A 25167-nucleotide genomic window follows, 5' to 3' on the forward strand; every position below is an offset into this window, starting at 1 on the left:
AATGACGGCGGAGATGCTTCAGGCAGGCTTCCACGCCACGTCCCTGATGATGAGCCAGCCGGAACGGCCGACCGCTTTCGTCGTGATCGACGACGTGATCGCATTCGGGTTTATCCGCCAACTGTACGAAGCGGGACTGCGCGTCCCCGACGATGTCTCGGTGGTCAGCTTCAACAACATCATGCTGTCCGAACTGAGCAATCCGCCGATCAGCACCGTGGATATCGGCATTTACCATCTCGGCTACACGACCGTCCAACTGCTGATTCGCAAGCTGGCCGGCGAGACGATCACACAGCCACAGATCGTGCTGCCCCACCGGCTGATCGTCCGCGGCTCATCGGCCCGACAGCCGGATGCGTAACCGGGGAAGACGCTTCATGGGAAGGAGAATCCACATGATGAATCCTGTCACTGGAAAACCGTATCTCAACGACGCTGTCATCGGCAACGCGTCGATGCTGGCCGCTCTGGGCCACAACGGAGAGCTGTACCGTCTCTGGTGGCCGCATGTTGACTTCCCGCAGCACGTGGAGCGGATGCGCGCCGGCGTCTTTGTGGAGGAGGAAAGCGAGGAGACCGTTTGGACAGACGACCCGGCTGAGTGGCAATGGGAGCAGGCTTACCTGCCGCGGACCAACGTGCTGCGCACGGCGGGGACGGCCCGCCGTCTGCCTCTGCGCTGGGAAACCGTCGATTTCGCCGTGCCTGGCGAGCCGCTGTTGGTTCGCTTGTACAAATGGACCAACACAGGCCGCAAACCGATCCGGCTCCGCTTTTTCTGCGCCGCTTCGCTCACCATCGGGGAAAACCGCCTGTACAACTGCGTGACCTATGACCCCCGGATCGACGGCCTGGTGTACTTTCGTCATCAATACGCGTTTGCGCTGGCCAGTCCGCTGGGGTGCGCCCAGTACACCTGCGCCGACGCCTGGAAGCACGCGTCCCAAGGGTATTTGCCGGGCAACAAAGTGGCCATGGCGCCGGACGGAGCACTCGGCTGGACGTTGTCGCTGGAACCGGGGGAGACAGCCGCCATTCCTGTCTATCTCACAGCGGGAAGTCGGGTGGACGAGGCTGTAAACGCAATGTGCCGGGCATTTGCTGTCTCGGTTGAGCGGCATCTGGAGCAGACCGAGCAGTACTGGCACGACTTCCTGAACGCACAGCCCACTCTCCCTGCCGGCTGCGACGAGCGGATTCGCCGCGTCTACGAGCGTTCCCTGCTCGTCTTCCGGCTGATGGCCGACGAGCAGACAGGCTGCGTGATCGCCGCGCCGGAGTTTGACGAGACCTTTACCCGCTGCGGCGGCTACGCCTACTGCTGGGGGCGGGACGCAGCGTACATCACGACCGCCTTTGACCGGGCCGGTCTGAGCAATCTAACCCGGATGTTCTACCGCTGGACGCTGACAGCGCAGGACACGGACGGCTCGTTTCAGCAGCGCCATTATCACGACGGACGGCTTGCCCCTTCCTGGGGACTGCAGATCGACGAGGGCGGTTCCATCCTCTGGGGGATGCACCAGCACTATCTGGCGACACAGGATCGGGCTTTTCTCGAAGAGGTGTGGCCGGCCGTGGAAAAAGGGACGTCGTTTCTGCTCTCCTATCTGGACCGCGACACCGGACTGCCGCTGCCCAGCCGCGACCTGTGGGAGGAGCGCAATGCGGAGCACACGTATTCTGCCGCCGCCGTGCACGCCGGCATAAGCGCCGCAGCGGCAATGGCTCGGGAACTGGGGAAAGCCGACCTGGCCGACCGCTGGGAACAATCCGCCAATGCCCTGAAAGAAGCCATTTTGACGCGGGCTTATGACGAACAGCGGGGAACGTTCTACCGCGCGCTCAAACTGCAGGTGGACCGCTCCACCTACCAGCGCGCCGTCGAGTCCGGCCTCTGTACATTCACAGAGACGGACGAGAAGGGATACGTCACCTATTACGTCCAGCACGATCCGGTCTACGACATCAGTCTGCTCGGTCTCAGCGTGCCATTTGGCCTGCTGGACGCAACCGATCCGCGCATGGCCCGCACCGCCGACGCAATTGAACGCACCTGCGCCGTCCCCGGCGTCGGCGGCATCCGCCGCTACGAGGACGACCGCTACATCGGCGGCAATCCGTGGATTCTCACCACCCTGTGGCTCGCCCAGTTTCGGATCGCCCAGGGCCGGTTTGACGAGGCCAAACGCCATCTGGAGTGGGCCGCTGCCCATGCCAACCCGCTCGGTCTGCTGCCGGAGCAGGTCGACAGGCAGACCGGCGAACCCGCTTGGGTCGTGCCGCTCACCTGGTCTCACGCGATGTTTGTGCTGACCGTGCACCTGCTGATGGAGAACGGACAGTTGTAGATATTTTCACCATACAAAAAAACCACTGGGGTTCCAGTGGTTTTTGTCATGTCGCGCCTTTGTCCGCCATATCGTTTTCCGTGAGCGTAAGGTAATGCTGCAGTTCTTCGTAAAATGCGGGATTGCAAGCCATCACGCTGCTTTTCCGGTCGAACGGCAGCGGGCTGCCGGTCATCGTCGTCACACGTCCGCCCGCTTCCTCCACGATGATCCTGCCGGCTCCAAAATCCCACGCGTTGAGCGACAGGCTGACGTAACCGTCCAGCCTTCCCGCGGCCACGTAGGCCATTTCCAGTGCCGCGCTGCCCAAGAGGCGCATCCCCCGCACCTTGCCGGCCAGTTTTTTCACGATCAGGTCGATGCCCATCTGCTCCGCCCGCTTGTTCCAGAAGACGCTCGTACACAGCAGCGCTTCCTCCAGCTTCACCTGCCGCTCCAGGCGCAGCGGCCTGTCGTTGAGGTAAGCGCCTTCTCCTTTTACCGCGTAAAACATCTCGTCGCGGGAAGGATCGTACACCACGCCGACCAGTCCTTCCCCCTTGTGGTAGACGGCAATGGAGACGGAAAAATTGATCTGCTGATGGACAAAGTTGGTGGTGCCGTCAATCGGATCGATCACCCACAGCGTATCAAACTGGCGAGGATCGCCAGCAAACGTGCTCTCTTCCCCGAGAATGCCGTGGTCGGGAAAATGGCGCAAAATCGTTTCGACCACGTGTTTTTCCACTTCCTTGTCCACGGCGGTGACCAGGTCGGAGGCGGACGTCTTGTATTCGACGGTAAACGGCTGCTTCATTCGCTCGAGGCTCAGCTGACCCGCGCCTCGGGCGCAGTGAAGGGCCAGCTCTTTCAACGCCGTCAGAGTTGATGCTTGCACACGTATCGCCACCCACATCTTGACTTTGCCTTTAGTGTACCATACTTTGCCTGCGGATACACCGTTTCGTCTGTCCCGGTTGTCGATGCGCCTGTCTGCCGCCGGACAGCCGGAAAGCGGCGGGAGGCCCGTCAGACGGACCTCCCGATTTCTCTTGTATGCCAGCGGCCGCGCGAAGCTAACAACAGCGCGATACTCCGCCTTTTTCATACCGTTCCCGCAGCGCGTACATGTAGTACTCCCGCTCCGTCATCGGGAACAAGCCCGGTTTGGCGTGGGTCGCGTACCAATGCTGCAGATAACGGTCGTAGTCCGGCATGCCAAAAATGGTCTTGATCGTCGAACGTACCTTGCGCAGCGATTGGCGAATCGCTCTCCACTTGCGTCTCATGCCACGTGATTTCCTTTCCCGTCGTAGTAATTGTCCCCTTTGGACTGGACGTACGGCGACTCGTACAGCGGATACTGCTTGCCGCGCAAGATGTTGATCCACAGGCGCAGGCCGTCCAGAATAATGCCGATGGTGATGGCCATGAAGATGGCGCAGACAACGGCGTCAATCTGGTCGTTGAAAATCATTTTTTGCGCGGCTTCCACTGACTTGACGCCGCTTGGCAGGGTGCCGGCATCAAGCGCTTTCTGGAACGCTTCGGCATGAGCGAGGAAGCCGATTTTCGGATCGCTGTGGAACAGCTTTTGCCAGCCGGCTGTCAGCGTCGCAGCTGTCAGCCAGGCCATCGGCACCAGCGTGACCCAGGAGTACTTGGCCTTGCCCATCTTGAAGATGAGCGTCGTCCCGACGACAAAGGCGATTGCGGCCAGCATCTGGTTGGCGATGCCGAACAGCGGCCACAGCGTATAGATGCCGCCCAGCGGGTCCATCACGCCCTGCAGCAGGAAGTACCCCCATCCGGCAGAAATCAGGGCGGAACCGATCAGGTTGCCGGGCAGCCAATCCACCTGCTTCATTTTCGGAAACACGTTGCCCAACAGATCCTGCACCATGAAGCGGCCGACGCGGGTGCCGGCGTCAATCGTGGTCAGAATGAAAACGGCTTCAAACAGGATTGCAAAGTGGTACCAGAAGGCCATCAACGCCTTGCCGCCAAGGATGCCGGAGAAAATGGTCGCCATCCCGATCGCCAACGACGGCGCACCGCCCGTCCGGGACAAAATCGTGTTCTCCTGGATGTCGTTCGCCATCGCGGTAATCTGTTCCGGGGTAATGGTAAAGCCCCAACTGTTGATCACCTGGGCTGCTGCGGCGACGTCCACGCCGATCACGGCAGCCGGCGAGTTGATGGCAAAGTACATGCCCGGCGTCAGCACGCAGGCGGCGATCATCGCCATAATGGCGACGGCCGATTCCATCAGCATCCCACCGTAGCCGATCAGCGGCGCGTGCGATTCCTTGGCGATCATCTTCGGCGTCGTCCCCGATGACACCAGCGCGTGGAAACCGGAGACCGCACCGCAGGCAATGGTGATAAACAGGAACGGGAACAGATTGCCCGCAAACACGGGGCCTGTACCGTCGATAAACTTGGTCAGCGCCGGCATTTGCAGCGGCGGCAGTGTCAGCAGGATGCCGACCGCCAGCACGGCGATCGTGCCGATTTTCAAAAACGAGCTCAGGTAGTCGCGCGGCGCCAGCAGCAGCCAAACCGGCAGGACGGAGGCGATGAACCCGTAGATGATGATCATCCAGGCCAGCTGCGCCTTGCTAAATGTAAAGACCGGCCCCCAGGTGGGCGAAGCGGCCACCTCCTGCCCCCACCACAGCGACAGGAACAAGAGCGCCAGACCGATCAACGAGCCTTCCAGCACTCGTCCCGGACGGATGTAGCGCATGTACAGGCCCATGAACAGGGCAATCGGCAGCGTCATGAAAATGGTAAACGTCGCCCACGGCGATTCCGCGAGAGCGTTTACAACGACCATTGCCAAAACAGCAATCAGGATGACCATGATCGCCAGGATGCCCACCAGGGCCAGCGCCCCGCCGACGGGCCCGATCTCTTCTTTGGCGATCTGGCCGAGCGACTTGCCGTTGCGGCGCATCGACCCGAACAGGATGACAAAGTCCTGAACGGCACCGCCCAGCACTACCCCGACGATAATCCAGATGGTCCCCGGCAGGTAGCCCATCTGCGCGGCCAGCGTCGGTCCGACGAGCGGACCTGCACCGGCAATCGCCGCAAAGTGGTGGCCAAACAGCACCCACTTGTTGGTCGGCACAAAGTCCTTGCCGTCGTTGTTCACTTCCGCCGGCGTGGCCCGGTTGTCGTCCAGGCCCATGATTTTTTTCGCGATGAAGCGGCTGTAGAACCGGTACGCGACGGCATACGTACAGAACGCGGCGGTCAGCAGCCAGAACGAGTTGACTTGTTCGCCCCGGGAGAGCGCCAAAAAGCCAAACCCGACCGCGCCCAACACGGCAATCCCGCCCCAGATCAGGACGGAGAGCAGCCATTTTTTCATCAGTCCTTCCCCCTTGCCTATCATGTAGATACATAAAACCTAACCATACCGTATCACGGAAGAGGGAGGACGCAGAACGAAAATTGTCTGAACAGTACAAATAAAGACATGAACGGCGATTATGGCGCATGAACGAGACGTACTTCCATCAGAACCCCAGCCGCTTTTTCAGTTCCTTCACCACGTTTCGGCTGACCGGCACTTCCGTCCGGCGCGCGTCCTGCATGACCAGGTGGACGGCTCCCTTGAACCAGGGCACCAGTTCTGCCGTCTTCGCCAGATTGACGATGTAGGCCCGGTGGGTGCGGAAAAACTGATGCGGGGACAGCCTGCTCTCCAATTCTTGCAGGGAGAACGAAGTGGCGTACTGGTCCGCTTCGGTGTAAATGGTGGCGTACCGACTGTCCAGCGTGGCGTAGACGATGTCGTTCGGATCGATCAGCATGATCTTGCCGTTTTTCTCCACAGGGATGCGGCGCGGCTGCTGGTGGGCCAGAACGGACTTCAGCAGGGTGTTCAACTGCTCCTCCAGCTGGGGAGCGTGGCTTTGAACCGCTTCGTTTTGTCGGCGCAGCCGGCGAACCCGGTTGATCGTCTTTTCCAGGCGGTGTTCACTAAATGGCTTGACGATGTAGTCCACCGCGTCCGTCTCGAAGGCGCGCACGGCGTGAATTTCGTACGCGCTGGCAAAGATGATGATGGGCGGCTTTTGCATCGTCTCGTACAGCTCCTGGCCGACATCCACGCCGTCACGATCGTGCAGGTGGATATCCAGAAAGACGGCGTCCGGTTCCGCCCCGGTGATGGATTCAATCGCTTCCTCACCGCTCGCCGCTTCCCCGATCACCGTCACGTCCGGAAATTGTTCCAGCAGATAGCGCAGTTCGGCGCGGGCTGGTGCTTCGTCATCCACGATGAACGCTTTCAGCATGCGCTTTCACTCCTATCGGCAGATGTATGACGCAGGTCGTTCCCTTCCCCTTTTCGCTCTCGATCACGATGCCGTACGGCTCGCCGTAGATCGACTGCAGCCGGCTGCGGACGTTGGACAGCCCGATCCCGGAGAGGCGGCGCTTGCCGTCTGACGGCGGCGGCGGCTCGAACGGGTCGCCCTCAATCCCGACGCCGTTGTCGGCCACCGACAGCTCCAGCGTCTGCCGGTCCTGGAGGCGGGCAGCGATCCGCACGACGCCCCCTTCCCGTTTGGGCAGCAGCCCGTGCTTGACGGCGTTTTCCACCAACGGCTGCAGCACCAGACCGGGCACCAGATAGCGGTCCACACCCGGTTCGATGTCGTACTCCACCCGCAGCTTTTCCCCGAAGCGGGCCCGCTCGATCGCCAGGTAGGCCTCGATGTGCTCCAACTCTTCCGCCAGCGTCACAAAGCCGCCGGAGTCGTGCAAATTGCGGCGGAAGTACTCGCCCAAATGGATCAAAAGCTCCCGCGCCTGCTCCGGGCGAAAGCGGATAAACGACACGATCGTGTTGAGTGCGTTAAACAAAAAGTGCGGGTTGATCTGCGCGTGCAGGGCCTTGATCTCCGCATCGGCCAAAAGGCGCGCCTGCTTCTCCAGATCGGCCAGCTCCAGTTGGGTGGAGATCAGGTTTCCCAGCCCCCGGACCAGTTCCAGGTCGACCGCCGACAGCTTGCGGGAGCGGTCCTGGTAAAGCTTCAGCACGCCGGCAATTTCCCCTTGCTTCCGCATCAGCGGCACGAGAATGGCACAGCGCAGCGAACAGTTGGGCTCGCGGCAGCCTATTTCCTCCTTGGTGCGGGCAATCTTCACCTCTTTGGTTGCCAGCACCTCGCGGGTCGCCTTGGTCGAAATCTCCTCGCCGACGACGTGATGCGACGAACTCGCACCGACGTGGGCCAGCACCTTTTTCGTATCGGTGATCGCCACTGCCGCCACCCGGGTCGTGCGCAAAATTTCTTCCGCCACCTTTCTCGCCGACTCGTAGGTCAGGCCCTGCCGCAGGTAAGACAGCGTCTTGTCCGCCACCTGCAGCGTCCGCTGGGCCTGCAGGGCGCCGATCCGGTCTTCTTCCGTCTTGACCAGGTCGATGATGATGATCAGGATCGCGATGCCCAGCGCATTGACCACCGACATCGGCACACTGATCGCCTTGATCAGTGCCAACGCAGCCTCGTACGGTCTGGCCAGCAGCAGAATGATGCCCATCTGCATCCATTCGGCGATGAACCCGACGGCCAGCGCCATCGTCCAGCGAATCTCCCGGGAGCGGCGGAACTGGTAGATAAGACCGGCCAGCAGCCCTTCGCTAATCGTGGAGATCGCGCAGGCGAGATCGGTAAAACCGCCGAGCGTGTAGCGGTGGATGCCGGCCACCAGACCGGTCAGCAGCCCCACCCAGGGCCCGGCCAATAGGCCCGCCACCACCGTGCCGATCACGCGCGAGTTGGCAATCGCGTCCTGGTACCAGATGCCGTTGTAGGTTCCAAATATGGAGATGGCGGAAAAGATCAGCACCATCACCGCTTTATCCTTAACAGTGGCCCGTTGGTTCAGCAAACTGCGAAACGCCTTGACGCGGGTAAACAGCAGCGTTGCCACCACCAGCACGGCGGTCCGCTCCGCCAGTGTCACCATCAGGGACAAGTTCATCGGCGTCCCTCCTTTTTCGGTCAAACTGTTGCTTACATTATCGCCAGCGGCAGCCGCCCGGTCAATAGAATCGTCACGCAAGACTGAAAATATTGAAAGCCCCCAAACTGCTTTTTTTGTATTCCAGGCCGGAGGCCTTCACATTAATCTACCGAAGTTGGAGAAAAAGGATGTGGCATGGAGTGATGGGGCCAAGGCGAGCTCCTTTGACGACCTGCTCAGCGGAAAAACGAAAGACGCGGGGAAAATCAGGGGGCACAAGTCTCACTTCTTCGAAATACCCAGATGTTTGCCCCCTGCCCGCGTCGCGTTTTGGAGCGGACGCGATCCGCTTCTTTGCTGGTCGTCAAGAGTGCGAGCGGGCACCATCATACATGTCGCCACGGTCTTTTTCTACAAACTGAAGCCCCCGAAAGATTCGGGGGCATGGTATCAGGTTCATGCGGCTTACAGGTTGCCGCGCCGTGCCTGCTCGCGCTCCAGCGCCTCAAACAGCGCCTTGAAGTTGCCGTTGCCGAAGCCGCGCGCTCCTTTGCGCTGGATGATTTCCACAAACAGCGTCGGCCGGTCGACGATCGGTTTGCTGAAGAGCTGCAGCAGGTAGCCTTCGTCGTCGCGGTCCACCAGGATGTGGAGCCGGCGCAGCGCATCAATATCCTCGTCGATTTCCCCGACCCGGTCTTTCAGCTCTTCGTAATACGTGTCGGGCACGTGGAGGAAGTCGACGCCGTTGGCACGCAGCCTGGAAACCGTGTCGATGATGTCGTTGGTCAACAGGGCGATGTGCTGCACGCCCGGTCCCCGGTAAAAGTCCAGGAATTCCTGAATCTGCGACTTGCGGCGCCCTTCCGCCGGCTCGTTGATGGGAAACTTGATCCGTCCGGTGCCGTTCTGCATCACTTTGGACATCAGCGCGGAGTACTCGGTGGAGATGTCTTCATCACTGAAGTTTTGCACGGCGGTGAAGCCCATCACTTTCTGGTAGTACTGCACCCACTCGTCCATTACTTCCACGTTGCCGACGATGTGGTCGATACCGATCAGGCCGGTGCCTTCCGCCTCCACCGGGGATTCGTAGGCGACGTAGCCGGGCAAGAACGGCCCGCTGTACTGTTTTCGCTCGATAAAGGAATGGACGTTGTCCCCGTAGGTGGCGATGACCGCTTTTTTGATCGTGCCGTGCTCATCGCGGAACTCCGTCGGCTCCATCACCGGCACAGCCCCGCGGGAGACGGCTTCGCGAAACGCCTGCTCACAGTCATCGACGCGCAGCGCCACGTCCTTCACTCCGTCGCCGTGCAATTTCACAAACTCGCTGATCGGTCCGTCAGGGGTGAGGGCTCCCGTAACGACAAAGGTGATGTGGTTTTGCTTCAGCACGTAGGACACCTTGTCGCGCGAACCCGTCTCCAGTCCGGCATACGCGACGGCCCGAAACCCGAATGCCTTGGTCAGGTAGTGCATGGCCTGCTTGGCGTTGCCGACGTAAAACTCCACGTAGTCCCAGTCTTGAATCGGAAAGAAATCGGTGCTGCTCATCACTTTCGCCCTCCATTTTTCAAAATTTTGTAGCGATTGAGATGATTTTGTCGTTATCTTGAGCGTACATGGAAAGCGTTTACTCCCGCAAGAACACCGGATAACGCGCAGACGCGCAAACGCTTTCATCCAATAAAGTTCGCGATTGCAGCCGCTCTTGATACAATGAAGAAGAGCATTTGCCAGAAGAAGAGCGTTTGACCGTAGGGAAATTTTCCGAATTCCAAAGGGGAGTAACGTTGCGTGTGAAAGGAGTTGTCGTTAAGTCATGAGTCACTGGAGCGTGGAGGCAGCAAAACAGTGGAATCAATTTGCCGCTGACTGGCATGCGCGCAGCACAGCCATGTGGGAAACGGGCAGCCGACGCACCGTTTTGCCGATGTTTATGCGGCATGTCCAGCCGGATGCGGGACCGGTACTGGATGCCGGCTGCGGCGACGGCTACGCAAGCTGCAAACTGGCCGCAAACGGCTATCGGGTGGAAGGCGTGGACATTGCCGAGGAAATGATTCGGTTGGCACACGAACGGGTGCGCGGAACGGATTTGTCCGTCCGGTTTCAGACCGGTGACGTCTCGGCTCTACCGTTTGCCGACGCCAGCTTTGGCGGCATTCTCTGCATCAATGTAACCGAGTTTACGCCATCGCCGCTGACCGCCCTGCGCGAGCTGCACCGTCTGCTCATCCCCGGCGGCGTGCTGCTTTTGGGCATACTCGGCCCCACGGCCGGCCCGCGGGCCCACAGCTATCGGCGACTGTACGGCGAAGAGACGATCCAGAACACGATGATGCCGTGGGAAGCCAAGCAGTTGGCCGCGGAAAACGGTTTTCGGCTTCTGGAAGAAGAGCCGGTCTACAAGGAGGGCGTACCCGCCGAGCTGGCCGGCCGTCTTTCGGCAGAACTGCGGGAAGCTCTCAGTTTCTTGACCCTGTTTGCGCTGGAGAAAGTGCCTGGCTAAGAAAAAACAGAGGTGCCCTCGTGGCACCTCTGTGTTGCTCACCTACTCCGGAAACGGATTGACCACTCCGTTGGCGTTCATCCACGCCCGCTTGCTGCGTATCAGCTGGTCGAGCACCGGCTCATCCCGGCCGTACACGGCCCGATACAATCTCTGCGTCTCCCTGAGGTCGTTGTAAGTCAGATAGGGATAGTCGGTACGGCCAAACGATCCGTCGGGGAATCGGGCATAGTGGAGATCGCCGTTTGGCGCCACCCACTTGGCGCCCAGATTGACGACGCCGTTGAGCATGATCTCCGCCAGTTCCCTGTCGGTCGGATTGCCTTCCTGCAGGTACAAGTTCAGCAGGAAGTTGATCTCCGCCAACTGGTGATTGAGTGATACGTGGGTCTTTTTGTTACCGCCGGGGTGGGCGTAGTCGGCTACCAGCCACCCGACATTGACGCCGTCGACGACAAAGTGGTGGCGGGCCGCATAATCGCGGAAAAATGCCGCGTACTTTTTCACTGACTGACAAAAGCGTTCCTCCCTGTACTGCTGGCAGCCCTTCAGCATCAGTTCGGCCGCGCCCGTGTTGAACCGGGTGTCATAATACCCGTCCGGGATGCCGTAATCCTGCCACAGCCATTCCGAACGAGGCAGTGTCTTCCAGTACCCCTCCGCCTCCTGGTTCTGCACCGACGCATCCAGCATGACGTACGCCATATCCTCAGCCACCCGGCTTTGCCCGGTAAACAGCAGGGAGCGCAGCACGTAGTTTTCAGGGATGCGCCAGTACGCGGCTGGAGAAGTGGGAACATAGGTGCTCGGAGATTGATAGTAGTACCCGTCGTACAGCCACTTTGCCTTGCGCTGCAAATCAAGCGCCAGCCAGACGGAGGCGAACTGCTCCCTGTCCCAGGGAACCAGCGGATGACTGGATTCCAGCGCCCACACCTCGCTGACCAATCCGGCCTGGACCGGCATCCTGATCTCCAGCGCAAAACCGCCCCACTGTTTGTGCACGGCTATCGGCAGCACATGCTCCTGCTTTGCTTCGATCGTTCCCCTGCCCAACGGCTTGTAGACAATTGGCGCCCCTATCCAGACGTGACGATCGGTCGTTTCCAGAAAGCCGGGCGCGTTGGGCAGTTGGGCCGTCTCCTCCAGGTTGATGACGTTCCAGACCGGTTTTTGCGGGTCGTCGTCGACGTACCGGACATACCGAAACGTTCCCGTCCGCCCCGGCAGGAACAGGGAAAACGTGTACGGCTGGTCGTTTGCGCCCGCTTCCAACCGTTTGGCCCAGTAGCGGTCGCCATTGGGAAAATCGTAAGTTTTTTCGCGCATCGTCCCCCATGTCCGGACCAGATTCGCCTCCGTCACCGCTGGAGTCCCCGTCTGAGGAGTGGAGACATCAGGGGGAAGCAGGAAGGTGAACAGAAAGGTCGCCAACACGATCGCGAACAACATACGGGACCTGGTCATCGAATCCTCCTTTCGCCAGCAGTCCATGTCACCTGTTTTCATACTTCAATCGCCGCTGGACGGCAGCTGAGACAAGTGCATCTGGCCTTTGATACACGCCCCGGAACAGCCGCACTCCACGGGATCACGCACTCCTCTGTATGACGCAGCACATCGCTTCCCTGTTTCATTGTCCTTAAAAATGGGACGGTTCAACCAAGCAGACAGCAGTGCTGCGCAAAACAAAGACGCCGTTTGCCAAGCGACAACCCATGCGAAAAAACGCTCTTCCTGTATGGAAGAGCGCGTGCTCGTTTGCTCTCTATGCTGGTTTCTCACATTTGTTGCTTTTGGCCGCTACAGCGTATGAGCGTCGTCGCGGTGCGCAAACACGCGGGACTCCATCACACCGGGATGCTGTTTGGCCAGGACGAGCAGGTTTTCCAGGTAGTAGTAGTGGCTTTCCAGCAGCTCCACGTCCTTGCGGGTAATCGTTTTGGCCTGCAGATACTGCTGCATCTCCAGAACGCAGCGCTCCATCTTTTCGGCGAAGTCGTTTGCCCTCAGCATCTGCTCCACCTCAGGATAGGCGGACTTTAGGCGGGTGATCTCCCCGTGCACCTTGGTCCCCTCCAGAATGATCTGGTATGCCGCCCGTTCGCGGGAAGTCGCAGTGGCCAGTTCCTCCTCCCGACGAGCCGCGCGCAAAGCGGACAAGTACGTGATAAAATGGTACACAGTTAAAAATAAAGGCCCCAAAAATAAAATGATCCCCGCTTTGTAGACGTGTTGGTTGGTCATGTTGCTGATCAGCAGGAACAGATGAAACAAAATCGCTCCCAGCCACGCGTAAATGATGACCTGATGATTCACCTTGCCCGCTTCCTGCTGGCGGGAAAAGACGAACGTCAGGCCCAGCAGGTAAAAGGCGAGCAGCGTAAAACTGGCGCTGAACAGCGCCATCTCCATATCCTGCAGCCAGGCTGCATTGGCGGGAATTTCGATCAGAAACTCAAAGGCGAGCACCAGCAGTGAGAAGAGCAGGCCCATGATCCAGAACCGGCTCACTTCCGAGTCGTTGCGACGGCGCGAGCGGTGCCGTTCTGCGCGGGATTCTCTCAATTGTTCTCACCTCACATCCTGTTTATGATTCGCCACGATTCTCCCTTATTCCTCTCGGGGCCCGTCGAAATCTGACATCGGAGGCTGACCATGAGATCACTGCCCACCGCTTTTGTCGAGCGGATGAAAACATTGTTGAAAGACGAGTACGCCGCTTTTGCCGCCGGTTTTGACCGGCCGCCCAGCCAGGGGCTGCGGATCAATCCGCTGAAAATCGACAGGGAGCGCTTTGTTCAGCTCTCCCCGTTTGCCCTCGAACCAGTTCCCTGGTGTCCGGAGGGCTTTCGCTATGCCGAAGGGGAACGCCCCGGCAAACACCCGTACCACGCTGCCGGCCTGTACTATCTGCAGGAGCCCAGCGCCATGTCGCCGGCCGAAGCGCTGCAGGTGCAGCCGGGCGAGACCGTGCTCGACCTGTGCGCCGCACCGGGCGGAAAAACGACCCAACTTGCCGCCGCACTGCGCGGTCAGGGGCTTTTGATCGCCAATGAAATTCATCCCGTACGGGCCAAGGCGCTCTCGGAAAACGTGGAGCGGCTCGGCATCGCCAACGCCATCGTCACCAACGAGACGCCGGAACGGTTGGCCGAGCGGTTTCCCCGCTTCTTTGACCGCATCCTGGTGGACGCTCCCTGCTCCGGCGAAGGAATGTTCCGCAAACTGCCGGAAGCGATTGACGACTGGTCGCCGGAAAAGGTGGCGGAGTGTCACCGCATCCAGCAGGAGATACTGGACGCCGCGGCGGCCATGTTGAAACCGGGTGGGACACTGGTCTACTCCACGTGCACCTTTGCGCCGCTGGAAAACGAACAGTCGATTGCGTCCTTCCTCGCTCGCCATCCGGAGTTTGCCCTGACTCCCCTGCCCCATCCCGAGTGGTTCGCGCCCGGCGTCCCCGAGTGGGCCGAGCCGCCGCTGCCGGAACTCACGCATTCAGCGCGGCTCTGGCCGCACCGCCTCGACGGGGAAGGCCACTACCTGGCCAAACTGTGCAAGCAGGCGGACGACGAAGGGAACGCCCCTTCCAGACGGCGCAGGGAGAAGCGCGGGAAAACGGCGGCAGCCGGACGGAAGGAAGCGATCGGGGCGTGGCGCACGTTTGCGGCCCAGTCCCTGCCCGGCATCGCGGAACAATTTATCGACGACGCGGCCTTCCTGCTGTTTGGCGACCAGTTGTATGTCACCCCCGCGCCTGACCTTGATCTGGACGGTCTGAAAGTGGTGCGGGCTGGCCTCCACCTCGGCACCGTGAAAAAGAACCGGCTGGAACCTGCCCACGCCCTGGCGCTGGCCGTCCCCCAAGCCGCCGCCGCACGCACAGCTGCATTTGCGGCAGATGACCCCGAGCTCGTGCGCTACTTGAAGGGAGAGGCGTTGGCACGTGACGGCGAAAACGGCTGGACGCTGGTCACCGTGGACGGATTTCCGCTCGGCTGGGGCAAGCAGGCGGACGGCCAGTTGAAAAACCATTATCCCAAAGGGCTGCGCTGGCTGTGATCATATAGTACCCGTCGGGAAGCCTACGCGGCCCGCAAAACGAAAACGGCCCACCGCAGGAGAGCAGGCACTCACGCGGTGGGCTGCTGCGTTTTTTCCGCTTTTTTACGCCTGGACGGCCTCGTCGTTGTCTGTTTGCCGGCCATGCAAAAAAGCAGCCCATACCACATGGACTGCCTTTCGCGTGGCGGTTTGCCGCCCCATGTTAGCCTCTGCCGCGCGGTTTTTTGCCCTTTGCCGCTTTGCGGGCCGCCATTGCCTCTTGACGACGGCGGTTTTTCTCGTACAAGGTCTTGAGTGATTCCAGTTCCCGTGCCAGCTTTTTCTTGTAGCCCGGCTTCACCTTGATCTTCTTTTTCAGCGCCTCGCGGATGGGGGCGTACTGCTTTTCCTTTTCCTTCAACTGTTCTTTGGCCTTTTGCTCGCGCAGTTGGGCAAAGTACGCTTCCCGCTCCTCTGCCCGCTTGCGGCGGCCGGCGTCCAGATGGCGGCCTACCACCAGCAGTTTTTCCTCAATCGGCGCCTTGGTCGCCTTGGCGAAGCGGGTCATGATGCTTTTTTGGCGGGGAGAGACAAGAGAGATGGCGATTCCCTTCTGCCCCGCCCGTCCGGTGCGGCCGACGCGGTGGATGTAGCTTTCCACGTCATTGGGGACATCGTAGTTGACGACGTGTGTCACCCCTTCGACGTCCAGACCGCGGGCAGCGATGTCGGTTGCCACCAGGTACTGAAACTTGATGTCGCGGAACTGCTTCATCAGCTGTTCCCGCTTGTTTTGCGACAGGTCGCCGTACAGCGCTTCCGCCGAAAAGCCGTTTTCCTGCAGGCGGGCCGTCAACTGCTGGACGCGCGCCTGGGTGTTGGCAAAGATGATGCAGAGATACGGATTCTCATTTTCCAACAGGTCCACCAGCGCATCCATCTTGTCGCTCTGATTGACCACGTAGTAGATTTGTTCAATGCTCTCCACCGTCTTCTGCTTGGCCTCGATTCGGATGTGGGGCGGCTGCTTCATGTAGTACTGAGCCAGCTTTTTCACCGAATCCGGCATGGTGGCGGAGAACAGCAGCGTTTGCCGGTGCTGCGGCGTCCCCTCGATAATCTCATGGACCTCCTCAAGAAAGCCCATCTCCATCATCTTGTCAGCCTCGTCCAACACCAGCGTGGAAATGCGGCCGAAGTGAAGCGAGCCCCGCCTCATGTGGTCCAGCACCCTTCCCGGGGTGCCGACGACGATGTGGACAACATGCTTGAGCTTGCTCAACTGCCGTTCAATATCCGTCCCGCCGTGCAGAGAGAGTACGTTGACGTTCAGGTATTTGCCCAGCTTCTCCACTTCTTCGGCGTTCTGGATCGACAGCTCACGGGTGGGCGTCAGGATCAGTGCCTGAATGTCCCGTTTGCCCGGCTGCAGCCGCTCCAGGATCGGCAGCACAAACGCGGCGGTCTTGCCCGTCCCCGTTTGCGCCTGGCCGATCACGTCCTTCCCTTCGAGAATCAGCGGGATCGCCTCCGCCTGAATCGGCGTCGGCTCTTTATAAAACAGGTCGTGAATGCCCTGCATCAACTCCGGTCGAAAGCCAAACATCGCAAACGATTTCGCCATGGTGTCACTTCCTTTCACATCCTTTAATAGTATGACAGTCTTGCCAAAAAAACAACAAAAGGCAGCCGGCTGCAGAAATTCCGCAACGCGCCGCCTGCACAATCATTTCGCCAGTTCGTAAATGGCCTGGGCGTAGATCGCTGTCGCCTTGATCAGATCGTCCACCAAAATGTGCTCGTCCCGCTGGTGAGCGCTGTCCGGCCGACCTGGAAACAGCGGTCCAAACGCCACCCCCACGTTCAGCGAACGGCCGTACGTGGCTCCGCCGATGGCGATGATCTCGGCCTCCTGTCCGGTCTGCTCCGTGTACACCCGCTGCAGCGTGGTGATCAGCGGGTGCTGCGGGTCAACCCGATGGGGCTCCAGGTGCTCCACCACTGCCAACGAAAATGCCGCTTCCGCCAGCCGCTGTTCCAGAATCGCCTTCCACCGCTCAAACGGCTGGGAATGCGGATAGCGAATATTGACGCCAAACACGGCATCCCCGTCCGCCTCATAGCGAATGATGCCGGTGTTGAGGGTGAGCGGTCCCATTTCCTTGTCGTCGCAAGCGATGCCGATTGCCTTTCCGTCGTGCTGCCGATGGAAATAACGATCCGCAAAGCGGGCGAACTGCCGGCCCCGTTCGTCCAGTGTCAGCCCGGCCAAAAAGTGCAGCAGTTCCGTACCCGCGTTTACGCCCAAACTCGGATTCATGGCGTGAACGGAAACGCCCTCCATCTGCACATGCACCTGACCGCCGCGCACGTCCACCGCTCCGCTCAGCCCCATCTCCCGCACATACGCGCCAAAGCGCTCGGCCAGTTCCTGGCCGGTCATGGAGAGCGGCTCGAGCACGGCCTCCGCCTTGTCCGGCACCATGTTCATGCGCAGGCCTGCAGACAGCGTCAGCAGTCTGGCGTCAGGCCGGTCAACAGGCGTAATCTGCTGCGCCGCATACGCAGCCGCAGTCTGCGTCAGCATCAGGTCGGTCAGTCCTTTTTCCGCGTAGATCAGTGGAAAGTCAGCGTCCGGCGAAAAGCCCATCGTCGGCATTTCTTCGGTTTGGAAATAGGTTCTCACACACCGCCAGTTGGACTCCTCGTCCGTGCCAAAGATGAGCCGCACCCGTTTGGACAGCGGCAGCCCCAGTTCCTTGACAATTTTGGCGGCAAAGATGGCGGCCATGGTCGGCCCCTTGTCGTCAATTGCGCCGCGAGCCACGATTTTGCCGTCCACGATTTCGGCCGCATACGGCGGCGAGCTCCAACCGTCCCCTTCCGGCACAACGTCGACGTGACTGAGGATGCCGATCAGCTCCTCACCCTCGCCAAACTCCGCATGGGCAGCGTATCCCCCGACATCCTTGACTGTCATGCCAGCCTCTTTGCACACCGTAAGCACGTAGTCAAGCGCTTGGCGGATGCCTTCTCCAAACGGCGCGCCGTCCCGGGCAGTCGCCGGATCGAGCACGCTTTTGATTTGCAGAAACTCCCGCACGGCGGCAAGCAGTTCGTCTTTTCGCTTTGCCGCCTCTTGTTGCCAATCAACGCTTGTCATCGTTTGATTTCGTCCCTTCCGTCGTCGTACTGTCGTCTTTTGCCGCCTGTGCCGCATCCAGATCCAAATCCAGCTCCACCAGCGAAATAAGCGACTCCATCGGCACCTCCTGCGCGGTGAACTCCACCTGCGCTTCCTTGATTTCTTCGCGGATGTTGTTCATTTCGCTGTCCAGCTTGTAGGACGCTTTGGCCGCCTCGATCAGGCGCTGCCGGATGGCGGACGGGATAATTCCTTCGTATTTGTAGTTGAGAGAGTGTTCTATGGTCGCCCAAAAGTTCATGCCCAGCGTGCGGACCTGGATTTCCACCGGGATGGTGACCTGTCCGCGCGCCGTCATCAACGGGTATTCCACAGCCAGGTGGTACCCTCTGTACCCGCTTTCCTTGGGTTTGGAAACGTAGTCTTTCTCCAGGTAAACGCGCATGTCATTGCGCTGTCGTATCATTTCCACGACGGCCGGAATGTCATCGATAAACTGGCAGATGATCCGGATTCCCGCGATGTCCCTGAGCTCCCAGCAGATGTTCTCGTCGATGGGAAACTGCAGGCGGTTCGCCTTGCTGTAAATGCTCGGGATGGACTTGACTCGTCCCGTGACGAACTCGATGGGGGAGTGTTCCTTGCGCTTACGCAGCTCGTTGCGGATGTTTTTCAGCTTGACCTTGATTTCTTCCACGGCTTGTTCGAACGGTAGCAGATATAGTTCCCAATCTAGTTTGTGCACACTGGTCCCCTCCGGCCCGAAACTCCATCGTCCTTATGATTCAACATTTTGGATGAGATATCCTCCCATAAAAAGAAAGAAGACCCGCCTCCCGGGTCTTTTTTACAGGGATCGCAGGGCTCGGCCCGGTCTGGGGAAAGCGGCAAGAAAACCGAGGCCGTCCCTTTGCCAACCGCTCCTGCTATTCTTTTCTGTCGTCCAGCCGGAACGCCGTCAGCGAGCTAGTGAGCCGCTCCGCCAGCACGGCCAGTTGGTTCGCGGAAGCGGCGATCAGCTCCATCGCCGCGTTCTGCTCTTCGACAGCGGCGGAAATGCCCTGCACGCCGGCTGCCGCCTCCCGGGAAGCAGCCGATACTTCCTGGGCGACCGCCACCACCTGCTGCGCGTCTGGAGCCATCCGGGCAAACGCCTGGCTGACACCTTCCATTTCCGCAGAGACGCGGCGGATATTGTGTTCAATCCGGCGAAACATCTCATCCGACTGTCCGGCGGTCCGCCTGCCTTCCGCCACCGTGCGCGTGCCGTCGTCCATCTGCTCCACGATGGCGGCCGTGCTTTTCTGGATCTCACTGATCATCGACACGATCTGCTGCGCCGCCGCGTTCGTCCCCTCGGCCAGTTTGCGCACTTCCTCCGCCACGACTGCAAATCCTTTGCCGTGCTCGCCGGCGCGTGCCGCCTCGATGCCTGCGTTGAGCGCGAGCAGGTTGGTCTGCCGGGCGATCTCCGTGATGACAGCGATGATCTGTGATATGTCACGCGATCGCTGCTCCAGCTGTTGTACCGTCTGCGTCGTCGCCGTCACCGCCCGGTCGATCTCCTCCATGCTGGCGATGACCGCCTCCACCGCCTGCCGTCCCGCTTCAGCGTCGTCCTTCATCTCGCGCGACGAAAGCGTGACCTGCTCCACGTGGCTGGTAACGCTGTGGACGCTGGCGGTCAGTTCCTCCGCCAAATGCAGCGTGTGCCCCATTTTGTCTACCTGCCTGTCGGCCGACGCTGACACGTCCTCGACGACCCGGGTGATCTGCTCGCCGGAAGAGGCAATCTCCGCGGTATTGCCGTGAATCTCGCGAACCGATTCCGTCACCGACGCAGCCGCCTGCCGCACCTGCCGCAAAATCTCATGGAGCTGTTCCCGCATGGCAAGCAGGGAACGGGCCAGCTCGCCCAGCTCGTCCGCGCGTTTCAGTAACCTCGCGGGAAAGGGCGCGGTAAAATCTCCCCGGCCGATCTGCCCGGCGATGGACAGAAGGCCAGCGAACGAGCGGCGCAGACCGGCAGACGCCCCCCAGGCGATGGCCATCACCAGCACAAGCACAATGCCGTTAAACAGTATAATCGCATTTCGAATCTGATTAGGCCCGGTCATGATCTCCGTCATGTTCATCTCCGCCAGGATGGCCCAGTTGAGCTTGCCCACCTGTACCCGGTCGTAGGCGACCAGCACCTCCTCCCCGCGATAGTCGACAGCTTGGGCTGTGCCCGCGTTGCTGCCGGAAGACAGCGCCTGTTCGGCAATCGGCGTCTCCACTTTCTGCCTAAGCATCGTCTCCTGCCCGTTCCCCAATTCGGTCCGCATCAGCTTGTCCGCCCCGATCAGGTAGATTTTCCCCGTTTCACCCAACCCCTCGCGCCGGTTCAACTGGCGGGAGACATAGTCCAGGGAAACCTCCGCGGCGAGCTGTCCGATCACCGTCCCGTGATCAAAGATCGGCACGGCCATGAAAACGGCGGGCACGCCGCCGGACGGTTCGTAACGGCTGACGTCCGACAGTTCCAGACTGTATCCCTTGGCCGCTTGTTTTACCGTCTGCCCCAAAGGGGTGCCGCTGTACGGACCGTCGTACAAGTTGGTGCCGAAGTCGGCCTGCGGATTCGTCTGGTACACCACGTCGCCATTCGCGTTGAGCAGGTACGCGTTGGCAAACCCGTAGCGGGACACCTCCATCTTCAGTTCCTTGCCCCAGATTTGCTCCACTTCCTGGTAGGCAGGTGCCTCCCGTCCCAGCTTCCACACGCCATCAAAGGCGGCCAGCGACTGCACCACCGAACCGGACGCCGCCAGCGTCTCCAGGTTTTTGGAGCGTTCGCGGAAGTAGTTTTCCACCTGCTCCTTGTTGCTGTTGCGGAGTGCCTCCAGCGTCGCCGCACTGCCCTCCAGCAGGCCCCGCTTGGTCTCCGTGTAGGCAAACACCCCCGCTGCCGTCAGCGGCACAACGCCGGTCAGCAGCAAAGCGATCAATACCCGCGCCCCCAATTTCATGACATGAGCCCCCTTGAAACGACCTGTGTTTTCTAAATTCTAAATTCTATGAATGGTACAAATATATTACCATAGACCTAGAAAAAAATATCCAGTTTTGTCCGTGCGTGTCAGAAAAATTGGCAAAAAAAAAAAAGACGCGCCCGCACGACGGCTGATACAGCCTGCCGCACACACGCGTCCTGCCGGCGGGGAACGGTGACGCCTACGCTGTCGCCGTCTCCACGATCATCGCAATCTCATCGCACATCGGCAGCTTGGAGCAGTTGATGCAGTCCTTCCATACCTTTTGCGGCAACGTCTCCTTGGCTACCACGCGGAATCCGCACTTTTCAAAGAATGCCTTCTGATAGGTAAGCGCCAGCACCCGGTTGATTCCCAGCAGACGGCACTGCTCCACGAGATGCAGCACCAACTGTTTGCCGACGCCCATGCCTTTGGCTTTCTCGGCGATGGCAAGCGAACGGATTTCCGCCAAATCCTCCCAAAGAATATGCAGGCCGGCCACGCCGATGACGCTTTCCCCGTCGTGGGCGACGACGAACGACTGCAGGTGTTCGCAGACGGAGAGTTTCGTCCGCGGCAGCATCAGCCCCTGTTGTGCATATTGATTAATAATCTCAAGCATCTGGTCGACGTCCCTCATGGTTGCCTGACGCACGGTCAACGTCTTTGTGACACTCATTCTGCACTCCCCCACTCCATCTCCTCAACGCCTCAATCCACATAATAATTATTCATTATGATATATAAATATACATCCAGTCAAAAGAGAAGTCTATCCTTTTTTCCGTCATTTTGCTATTGGGCGGACAAACGCATTTCTTTTAAATGGAACAATTGTGCTATAATCACAATAATAGAACGGAGGTGTTTCCCTTTGACGACACGCAGGGAGCGAAAAAAGCGGGAAACGCGCGACAAGATTTTCAACGCCGCGATCAAGCTGTTCAAGCAGTACGGCTTTGAAAACACAACCATTGACATGATTTCCGAAGAAGCGGACGTCGCCCGCGGCACCATCTTTCTTCACTTCACATCAAAGGAAGCGATCCTCGCCAACTGGGGATACGAACGGCTGCAGGAAATCGAAGAACGGCGGGAAGAGTGGGACTACGGAGACAGTTGCAAGCAGAAGGTCTTGCGGATTTATAAAATCATGAACGAGGTCAACATCCAGAATTACGATTTTATCAAGGTGCTGATCGAGTCCTCGATGAAACACCGCAAGATTCTGGAAAACGAAAAGAACGTCTACTACGAACTTCGGCAGCTGTTTGCGGACCTGATCGAAGAAGCGCAGGAAAAAGGGCGGCTGAAGGCGAAGTTCAATCCGCTCGTCGCGGCAAACATGCTGGAAAACATCTATTACAACGCCCTGTACGACTGGGTGCGCAGCGAAGGAGCCTGGGCTCTGGAGGAAATCATGGAAGAGAAGGTCTCCATCGTGTTTGAAGGGCTGGACGCATGAGCTCATCATGTGCCCGGCCCTTCTGGCATGTTGGATGCGCTGACCGCTGGAAGAAATGCCTGCCCGCCTGCGGCCCATCTTTTCCTTGCGGAGTCGGGGACATTTCCCTATGATGATGAAGAAAAGCTGTTCAACACGTTGGAGGTATTCACATACACATGCGAAACGGGATCAAGCGTGAAGATATTGAGCTTTTGGCTCCCGCCGGCAACTGGGAGTGTCTGCGCGCGGCCGTCGCCAACGGGGCAAACGCCGTCTACTTCGGCGTGGAAAAATTCAATGCCCGGGCCCGCGCCGAGAACTTCCACATGTCCGAACTGCCTGAGATCATGTCGTTTTTGCACATGTACGGAGTCAAAGGTTTTCTTACCTTTAATATCCTCGTCTTTGAAGATGAGATGAAGGAAGCTCAGGAGCTGATCGAAGCCTGTATCGACGCCGGAGTGGATGCAGTGATCGTGCAGGACCTCGGCCTCGTCAAGCTGATCCGCGAGATTTCCCCCGACTTTCCCATCCACGGCTCAACCCAGATGACGATCACCTCTCCGGAAGCGGTGGAGTTTACCAAGCCGTTTGGCCTGGAGCGTGTGGTGCTCGGGCGTGAAAACTCGCTGAAGGAAATCAAGGTGATCGGCGAAAAGGCCAAGCTGCCGATGGAAGTGTTCGTGCACGGCGCATTGTGTGTCTCCTACTCCGGCCAGTGCCTTACTTCGGAAATGTGGGGCGGCCGCTCGGCCAACCGCGGCGAATGCGCCCAAGCCTGCCGCCTCCCCTACGACCTGATCGTGGACGGGATGCAAAAGGAGATGGGCAACGTCGCCTACCTGCTGTCGCCCAAAGACCTGGCGGCAATCGACCTGGTGCCGGAACTGATCGAGGCGGGCGTCACCTCCTTCAAGATCGAAGGCCGGCTGAAATCGCCGGAGTACGTGGCCAATGTGGTCAGCAAATACCGTGCGGCGATCGACCGCTACTTCGCCGGCGAGGAGGCAGCGCCGAGCGAACAGGACATCCGCGAGCTGCAGCAGAGCTTTTCCCGCGGCTTTACACACGGGTTCCTGAAAGGCACCAACAACAAGACGCTGCTGGACGGCACCTTCCCGAAAAGCCGCGGCGTCTATCTCGGCACGGTGAAAAAAGTGCTGAAGCACGCGGTGCTGGTAGAGCTGAACGCTCCTTTGAAACGGGGCGACGGCATCGTCTTTGACGCCGGCGATCCGACGCAAAAAGAAGAAGGCGGACGCGTCTACGACATCCTCAGCCGCGGCAAAAAGGTGGAGGGCGAAGTGGAGAATGGCCTCTACGAGATCGTCATGGGACGAAACGACGTTAACCTGCAGCGGATCAATGTCGGCGACCGCGTCTGGAAGACGAACGACCCCGAGCTGGACAAACGGCTGCGCAAAACATTCGAGACAGATAAGCCGTACCGCACCTTCCCGCTCGCGGTGCACGTCGTCGGCCGGCTGGGCGAAAAGCTGTCCGTCACCTGGGTGGACAAAACGGCCGACCACGCCGTGACTGTCAAGTCGGAAATGCCGCTGGAAGCAGCGCTGAAACGGCCGCTGACCTCAGAACTGCTGTACGAGCAGTTGAGCCGGCTGGGGGGCACCCGGTTTTCCCTGAATGCCCAGGACCTGACGACCGATCTGGACGGCGACCTGATCCTGCCCGTGAGCGAACTGAACCGGATGCGGCGGGAAGCGGTGGAGCAGCTTCTCCACCTGCGGACAAAACCGCCGGTGTACCAGAAGCGGCGCGTAGACGTTTACGCCGACGTGCCTGCCAAACAGCCGGTGGACAAACCGCTGTTGACCGCACTCTGCCGTTCGCTGGAGCAGGTGGAGGCGGCCGCCCAGACCGACGTCGACTTTCTGTACGCCGATTTTGAATTCGTCAAACAGTATCCGGATGCGGTCAAACTGGCCCACCGGTACGGCAAACCCATCGGCATCGCCACGATGCGCATCCACATGCCGGATGAAAACGGCGTGCTGGCCCTGATCGCCAGAAGCAAGCCGGACGCCATCCTCGTCCGCAACACGGGCGCGCTGTACTACTACATGTCCCGCCGCGGCGAGATGGACATCCCGTTGATCGGCGATTTCTCGCTCAACGTGGCCAACCACAAGGCCGTCTCGCTGTTTTTGGAGTGCGGTCTCAAGCGGGTAACCGCCTCGTACGATCTGAACATCCAGCAAATGGTGGACCTGCTTGGCAAAACGGATGCGTCCAAAATCGAAGTGGTGATTCACCAGCACCTGCCGATGTTCCATACGGAGCACTGCGTCTACTGTACGTTCCTCAGCCCCGGCACGGACCATACCAACTGCGGCCAGCCGTGCGAGTCCCACCGCGTCTCGCTTCGCGACCGCGTCGGATTCTCCCATCCGGTCCGCGTCGATACCGGCTGCCGCAACACGGTGTACAACGCCATCGACCAGTCGGGAGCGGAGTACCTGAATGAATTTATCAAATTGGGCGTGGGCAGCTACCGCGTCGAGTTTTTGGAGGAAGAGCCGGAGCGAGTCAAAGAGGTGATCGACCTCTACCGCCGGGCGCTGCGCGGCGAAGTGAGCGGCACCCACGTCTGGCGGACGCTGAAAGCGACCAACCAGTTGGGCGTCACCCGCGGCCAGCTCACCAAATAGGACCGG

General features: G+C 59.6%; 19 protein-coding genes. 6 read left to right on the top strand and 13 right to left on the bottom strand.

The features are described from left to right. Both KDN35_RS03145 and KDN35_RS03150 read left to right on the top strand, forming a co-directional pair. The coding region (locus tag KDN35_RS03145; RefSeq protein ID WP_212132050.1) for a substrate-binding domain-containing protein at window positions 1–364 on the top strand (364 nt) is incomplete at its 5' end. Between the two features lie 37 nt (window positions 365–401). Beyond that, entirely contained in the window at window positions 402–2354 is a 1953-nt protein-coding gene (locus KDN35_RS03150; RefSeq protein WP_212132051.1) for a glycoside hydrolase family 15 protein, read from the top strand. Window positions 2355–2400: 46 nt separating this feature from the next. On the opposite strand, the gene KDN35_RS03155 is transcribed toward KDN35_RS03150, so the two are convergent. The 6 genes from KDN35_RS03155 to hppD all read right to left on the bottom strand — a co-directional run bounded on the left by KDN35_RS03155 (window position 2401) and on the right by hppD (window position 9878). Continuing rightward, window positions 2401–3231 carry an inositol monophosphatase family protein gene (locus KDN35_RS03155; RefSeq protein WP_171566014.1) on the bottom strand — a complete coding sequence of 277 codons (831 nt, stop codon included), beginning with the start codon at window positions 3229–3231 and terminating at the stop codon, window positions 2401–2403. Between the two features lie 178 nt (window positions 3232–3409). After that, complete coding sequence (locus tag KDN35_RS03160) at window positions 3410–3622, bottom strand: CstA-like transporter-associated (seleno)protein (protein WP_171566012.1); 213 nt, start codon at window positions 3620–3622, stop codon at window positions 3410–3412. Further along, a complete protein-coding gene (locus KDN35_RS03165; protein WP_212132052.1) occupies window positions 3619–5712 on the bottom strand; it encodes a carbon starvation CstA family protein in 2094 nt (697 codons plus the stop codon). The genes KDN35_RS03160 and KDN35_RS03165 overlap by 4 nt, the downstream gene beginning before the upstream one ends. 148 nt (window positions 5713–5860) lie before the next feature. Then, complete coding sequence (locus KDN35_RS03170) at window positions 5861–6643, bottom strand: LytR/AlgR family response regulator transcription factor (protein ID WP_212132053.1); 783 nt, start codon at window positions 6641–6643, stop codon at window positions 5861–5863. Further along, on the bottom strand, window positions 6618–8339 hold the full coding sequence (locus tag KDN35_RS03175) for a sensor histidine kinase (protein ID WP_212132054.1): 1722 nt from the start codon (window positions 8337–8339) through the stop codon (window positions 6618–6620). The genes KDN35_RS03170 and KDN35_RS03175 overlap by 26 nt, the downstream gene beginning before the upstream one ends. 447 nt (window positions 8340–8786) lie before the next feature. Continuing rightward, window positions 8787–9878: a 4-hydroxyphenylpyruvate dioxygenase gene (hppD, locus tag KDN35_RS03180; RefSeq protein WP_171566007.1), complete on the bottom strand. Its 1092-nt coding sequence runs from the start codon at window positions 9876–9878 to the stop codon at window positions 8787–8789. 268 nt (window positions 9879–10146) lie between these two features. Between hppD and KDN35_RS03185 the strand changes: the two genes are divergently transcribed. Beyond that, on the top strand, window positions 10147–10836 hold the full coding sequence (locus KDN35_RS03185; protein WP_171566006.1) for a class I SAM-dependent methyltransferase: 690 nt from the start codon (window positions 10147–10149) through the stop codon (window positions 10834–10836). 42 nt (window positions 10837–10878) lie between these two features. Here the strand turns inward: KDN35_RS03185 and KDN35_RS03190 are convergent, their stop codons facing one another. Both KDN35_RS03190 and KDN35_RS03195 read right to left on the bottom strand, forming a co-directional pair. After that, window positions 10879–12303: a hypothetical protein gene (locus KDN35_RS03190; protein WP_212132055.1), complete on the bottom strand. Its 1425-nt coding sequence runs from the start codon at window positions 12301–12303 to the stop codon at window positions 10879–10881. Window positions 12304–12639: 336 nt separating this feature from the next. After that, a complete protein-coding gene (locus KDN35_RS03195; protein WP_171566003.1) occupies window positions 12640–13404 on the bottom strand; it encodes a hypothetical protein in 765 nt (254 codons plus the stop codon). Between the two features lie 90 nt (window positions 13405–13494). Here KDN35_RS03195 and KDN35_RS03200 point away from each other — a divergent pair, with 90 nt between their 5' ends. Next, window positions 13495–14901 carry an RsmB/NOP family class I SAM-dependent RNA methyltransferase gene (locus tag KDN35_RS03200; protein ID WP_171566002.1) on the top strand — a complete coding sequence of 469 codons (1407 nt, stop codon included), beginning with the start codon at window positions 13495–13497 and terminating at the stop codon, window positions 14899–14901. A 205-nt stretch (window positions 14902–15106) separates the two neighbouring features. On the opposite strand, the gene KDN35_RS03205 is transcribed toward KDN35_RS03200, so the two are convergent. From KDN35_RS03205 to KDN35_RS03225, 5 genes are all read right to left on the bottom strand, one after another. Beyond that, window positions 15107–16507, bottom strand: coding sequence for a DEAD/DEAH box helicase (locus KDN35_RS03205; protein ID WP_212132056.1), 1401 nt, complete (start codon window positions 16505–16507; stop codon window positions 15107–15109). Window positions 16508–16609: 102 nt separating this feature from the next. Further along, window positions 16610–18046: a dipeptidase PepV gene (pepV, locus tag KDN35_RS03210; RefSeq protein WP_212132057.1), complete on the bottom strand. Its 1437-nt coding sequence runs from the start codon at window positions 18044–18046 to the stop codon at window positions 16610–16612. After that, window positions 18033–18773: a GTP pyrophosphokinase gene (locus KDN35_RS03215; protein WP_171565998.1), complete on the bottom strand. Its 741-nt coding sequence runs from the start codon at window positions 18771–18773 to the stop codon at window positions 18033–18035. Before KDN35_RS03215 ends, pepV begins: the two co-directional genes overlap by 14 nt. A 181-nt stretch (window positions 18774–18954) precedes the next feature. After that, window positions 18955–21039 (bottom strand): methyl-accepting chemotaxis protein, encoded by a 2085-nt coding sequence (locus KDN35_RS03220; RefSeq protein ID WP_212132058.1) that lies wholly within the window; start codon window positions 21037–21039, stop codon window positions 18955–18957. A 205-nt stretch (window positions 21040–21244) separates the two neighbouring features. After that, a complete protein-coding gene (locus KDN35_RS03225; protein WP_171565994.1) occupies window positions 21245–21724 on the bottom strand; it encodes an N-acetyltransferase in 480 nt (159 codons plus the stop codon). Window positions 21725–21919: 195 nt separating this feature from the next. Between KDN35_RS03225 and KDN35_RS03230 the strand changes: the two genes are divergently transcribed. Together KDN35_RS03230 and KDN35_RS03235 are read left to right on the top strand one after the other, a co-directional pair. Next, entirely contained in the window at window positions 21920–22510 is a 591-nt protein-coding gene (locus tag KDN35_RS03230; protein ID WP_029098589.1) for a TetR/AcrR family transcriptional regulator, read from the top strand. Window positions 22511–22668: 158 nt separating this feature from the next. Next, complete coding sequence (locus KDN35_RS03235; RefSeq protein ID WP_212132059.1) at window positions 22669–25161, top strand: U32 family peptidase; 2493 nt, start codon at window positions 22669–22671, stop codon at window positions 25159–25161. Window positions 25162–25167 lie beyond the last annotated feature (6 nt).

It is taken from the genome of Brevibacillus sp. NL20B1, assembly GCF_018195675.1.
GTDB classification, from domain to species: domain Bacteria; phylum Bacillota; class Bacilli; order Brevibacillales; family Brevibacillaceae; genus Brevibacillus; species Brevibacillus aydinogluensis.